The organism is Arenimonas malthae CC-JY-1, from assembly GCF_000747075.1.
Taxonomy (GTDB): Bacteria; Pseudomonadota; Gammaproteobacteria; order Xanthomonadales; family Xanthomonadaceae; genus Arenimonas; species Arenimonas malthae.
The window spans coordinates 1-4,043 of the sequence record NZ_AVCH01000113.1 but is presented as its reverse complement, the minus strand read 5'-3'; the positions used below and the strand labels follow the sequence as shown (position 1 = coordinate 4,043).

The following is a 4,043-nucleotide window of genomic DNA, read 5'->3' as shown; positions in this document are numbered from 1 at the left end:
GGCCCGCCGAAGCGGGCCCTTCCAAGGCGTTACTGAACCCGAAGGATCAGTTGGTGCCCGGACGCACCATCACGTGGTTGCTGATCGAGCCCGAAGCCGGGTTGACGATCTGGTACAGGCCCTGGATCTGGTTGTTCGGGCCAGCAACGGTCAGGTTGATGGTGGCGCGCGGGGCGCCGGTGAAGCCGGTCAGCACGGTCTCGAGGTCAACGACCTTGGTGCCACCAGCCGGCACGGAGCCGGTCATGTTGACAGCGTTGGTCGAGATGGTGTTGCCCGTCTCGCCGAACACCGAGATCTCGTACGGACGATCCAGCGCACCGGTGTTGGTGATGACCACGCGGCTCAGCCAGTTGGCCGGCAGCTGGGCCAGCGGGGCCTGCAGCTGGGTGCCGTTGCGGACGATCTCGCCCGCGTCCAGCGGACCGACGTCAGCGATGGTGTAACCAGCGTTGGCGACGGCGTCGAGGGTGGCGGTGTAGGTCGACTCGAGGATCTGGTCGGCGAAGTTCGGGATGTACTCGATGTCGTCCCACAGCCAGCTGGAGCCGATGATGAAGTTGGCGTCATCGTCGGTCACGGTGTCGGCCGGGCCCCAGTTGCTGAACTCGACGTCGGCGGCGGCGGAGAAGTCGCCGGCGATGGTGACGTTGGTGCCAGCGGCGAACAGGTCCGCCATGGTGATCAGGGTGCCGTCGGCCTTGAACGGCTCGTTGGCGACGAGGTCGAAGTAGATCTCGCCGAACACGCCGCCCGACAGGAAGTCGGTGTAGGCGCCGTCGATGGCTTCAACGTCGGCGATGGCCTGGCCCGGGGTGGTCAGGAACTCGAACGACGGGATCGAACGGATGAACGCCTTCGGGCCGGTGGTGTAGATGCGGCCGGTGGCGCCGCCCGCCTGGGCCTGCGACGGCTGGTCGTACAGCGAGAACGAGCAGTCGACGTTGGCGTTCGAGGTCAGGGTGTTGTCCGAAGCCAGCGAGACCACGATCGGAGCGGTCGGGATGGCCAGGGCCGCGTCGGCGGTCAGCGAGAAGAACAGGGCCGGGGTACCAGCGCCGTTCACCGCACCGACGGCCAGGTTGGCAGCGTCGCTGGAAGCAACGGCCGGGTTGGCGATGGTGAGGTTGTTCGAGCACTCCAGGCGGGCGTAGCGGACTTCGCTCGGCGAGAAGTTGTAACCGACGGCCACTTCGATGGTGTCAGCCGCGTCGGTGATCGCAACCGGCTTGGTCATTTCCTGCGCGTAGTTGCGCGCCGGGCCGGTGTTGAGGTTGACCGCACCGGCGGTCGTCGAGATCAGCAGACCGGCGATGGTGCCGGCGAGCAGCTTCTTGTTGAGAGACATTCTTGTTGACTCCTAAGCTTAGGAAATTATCGGAACAGCTAGGCCAGCCTGGACACCGCCCAGCGCCTGCACGCACGTGCCGGCGCCGGCACCGGAGGAAGGTTCTCGGAGGTGTTGTGGTCATCTTGACCGCGGCCTCCGAGAGGGCCCTCGCCCGCTTGCGCATGCACTAGCACTGCGCAGTCCCCAGACGTGGGCCGATGCTAATACGCATGTTTTGCAGCGTCAATGCTTGTTCAGGATTTGTGACCTTGTTCACATTTCGGGCCTGAACAGGGGGGTCCGAGGGTCCCCGGGGACCCGCCCCAGGCCCCCAGGGGGCCGGCTCAGCGCTCGCCGGCCTCGAAACGGGCCCGGACGGCGTCCGTGATGGCCCGGGCCTGGCTGGCGTCCTCGATCACGTAGGGAGTGATCAGCATCAGCAGCTCGGTCCGGGTTTCCAGGTCGCTGGCGCTCTGGAACAGCTTGCCCACCACCGGGATGTCGCCCAGGCCGGGCACCTTGGACTTGCTCTGGGTGGTGCTGTTCGAGATCAGGCCGCCCAGCAGCATGCTTTCGCCGTCCGACAGGCTGAGGCTGGTTTCCAGGCGCCGGCTGAAGATGCTGGGCGAGGAAATGTCGCTGGTGTCGGTCTGGGTGGCCTCGCTGACCTCCTGGGCGACCTTCAGGTCCACCCGCTGGCCGGAATGCACCACCGCGTCGATCTCCAGCAGCACGCCGGTCTTGCGGTACTGCACCTGCTGCAGGATGGACGAACCGTTGCCCGGCGTGGTCGGCAGGTCCACCGCGGTGGCCTGGCTGGTGATGATGGGCACCTCGGTGCCGACGTCGATGCTGGCGCTTTCGCCGCTCTTCACCATCAGGCGCGGCGTGGAAAGGATGGACACGCGGCTGTCCTGCGCGAACAGGTTCATCACCGCGCGCACCTGGCCGGACGAGGAGATCGGGCTCCACACCACGCCGCCGCTGTTGGGCTCGCTGCCGGTGTTGAAGCCGATCGGCCCGGTGAAGTTGCTGACGCCGACGTTGCGCAGCGCCCATTCGACGCCATGCTCGAATTCGTCGGTGAGGGTGACTTCCGCGATCGTGACTTCGATCACCACCTGCCGGGCCGGCTGGTCCAGCCGCGCCAGCACGCCCTGCACGGCGCGCCACTTCTGCGCCTCGCCCTGGAAGACGATGACGTTTCGGATCGGGTCCACGGCCAGCTGGCCGCCGACGCCGCCCATGACGGTGGCGCGGTTGCCGCCGCGCGCGCCGCCGGATTCGGCGGCCGGGCGCGTGCTGGTCGAACCGCCGGTGGCGGCCGCGGCGCCGCCGCCGGCCAGCGGGTTGCCACCGGCACCGGTGCCGCCGACCAGGGCCTGCAGCACCGGCAGCAGCGATTCCACCGTGGTGTGGCGCGCGAAGTAGAGGTACACGCCGCCATCGCCGGCATTTTCGTCGCTGGGCTGGTCCAGGCGCTCGGCCCACTCGGCGGCCGCGGCCAGGGCCGGGTCGGACTCGCTGAAGATCAGCAGCGCATTGGCGGACGTGACCGGCACGAAGGTCAGCGCGCCGGAACCGCCGGTGCCCTGGCGCACCGAATAACCCTGCGCCTGCAGCACGTCGGTGAGTTCCTTGGCCAGCACGTCGGCGCCGAGGTAGAGCGGGTTGATGCGCAGCGACTTCTTGTCGCGCAGCGAAGCACGGTCGAGCAGCGCGATCGCCTCCATCGTGGCCTGCACCGCGGTCGGGCGGCCGCTGATGAGCACGGCGTTGGACTCGAGCATCTCGGTCAGGGTGACGCCGGCATTGGCGCCGAGCAGGTTGCGCACCTGCGCGGTGATGCGGCCGGGCTCGGTGATGTCCAGCGGCATCGCCACGAACACCGGGCGCTCCCCCGCCGGCACGTCCGGCAGGGCGCGGCCGGTGATCAGGCGCGCCGGCTCGACGTCGTCGGCGCTGCCGGGCGCGAAGCGCAGCACGCCGCCCTCGGCCTCGGTGATGTTGATCTGGTAGCGCTTGAGCACTTCCTCGGCGATCACGTACAGGCGATGCGGCGGCTCCGGGTCGACCAGGCGCAGGCTCACCAGCTCCTGGCGGCTGCGCACGGCCGGGTCGACGTCCAGCGAGAAGCCGAGCTGGGTGCCGAACACCTCGTTGATGAAGGCGCTGAGCGTGACGCCGTCAAGCGTCAGGGCCACCGGCTCGCTGCTCTTCATCGGCGGCAGCTTGCGGCGGTCGACGGTACGCACCGGCGACGTTTCGATGGTCGGGCCCGACTCCACGCGCGGGCGGCCGCGGGTGGCGGCCTCGTCGCCGGGCAGCGCCTCGGCTTCCGCCTCGGCCTTGGGGGCGCGCAGCGGGTCCGGGAAGGCGGGCGGCGGCACCGTGGCGCAGGCGCCAAGCACGCTGCTCAGCAAGGCCATGGCCAGCACCAGGGCGAGCCTGCGCCAAGCCGACGGGGACGGGCTCGGGGACCGGGCGGAGAGCGGGTTTCGCATCATGGGATCAAACCTGGGCAAAGGAAATTCAGGGGCGCCGGGTGCTGCCGGGGCGGTCGCCGCCCGACGGCGGAGCCGTGGTGCTCGTGGCCGGCGGGCGCGTCGTGGTGGGCGCGGTGGTCGTGGTGGTGGTGGTGGTGGAGTTCGTGGGCGGCGGCACCAGCGTGGCCGGCGGGGTGGCGGCGGCGTCGCGGCGCAGCGGGTTGCGG

Annotated in this window: 3 protein-coding genes; all 3 read right to left on the bottom strand. The window is 69.4% G+C overall.

Annotated elements, in window-relative coordinates; all coding sequences use genetic code 11:
* Window positions 1-46 precede the first annotated feature (46 nt).
* Window positions 47-1,348: a hypothetical protein gene (locus N790_RS05690; protein WP_043801887.1), complete on the bottom strand. Its 1,302-nt coding sequence runs from the start codon at window positions 1,346-1,348 to the stop codon at window positions 47-49.
* 326 nt (window positions 1,349-1,674) lie between these two features.
* Window positions 1,675-3,759, bottom strand: a complete 2,085-nt coding sequence (locus N790_RS05685; RefSeq protein WP_169742144.1) for a secretin N-terminal domain-containing protein — start codon at window positions 3,757-3,759, stop codon at window positions 1,675-1,677.
* Window positions 3,760-3,862: 103 nt separating this feature from the next.
* Window positions 3,863-4,043 (bottom strand): hypothetical protein (locus tag N790_RS16330; RefSeq protein WP_043801884.1); only part of this gene is annotated, 181 nt, incomplete at its 5' end.

Coding starts and splice junctions, on each gene's coding strand:
- N790_RS05685 (WP_169742144.1), bottom strand. CDS start 3,759: ATGGCCTTGCTGAGCAGCGTGCTTGGCGCCTGCGCCACGGTGCCGCCG.
- N790_RS05690 (WP_043801887.1), bottom strand. CDS start 1,348: ATGTCTCTCAACAAGAAGCTGCTCGCCGGCACCATCGCCGGTCTGCTG.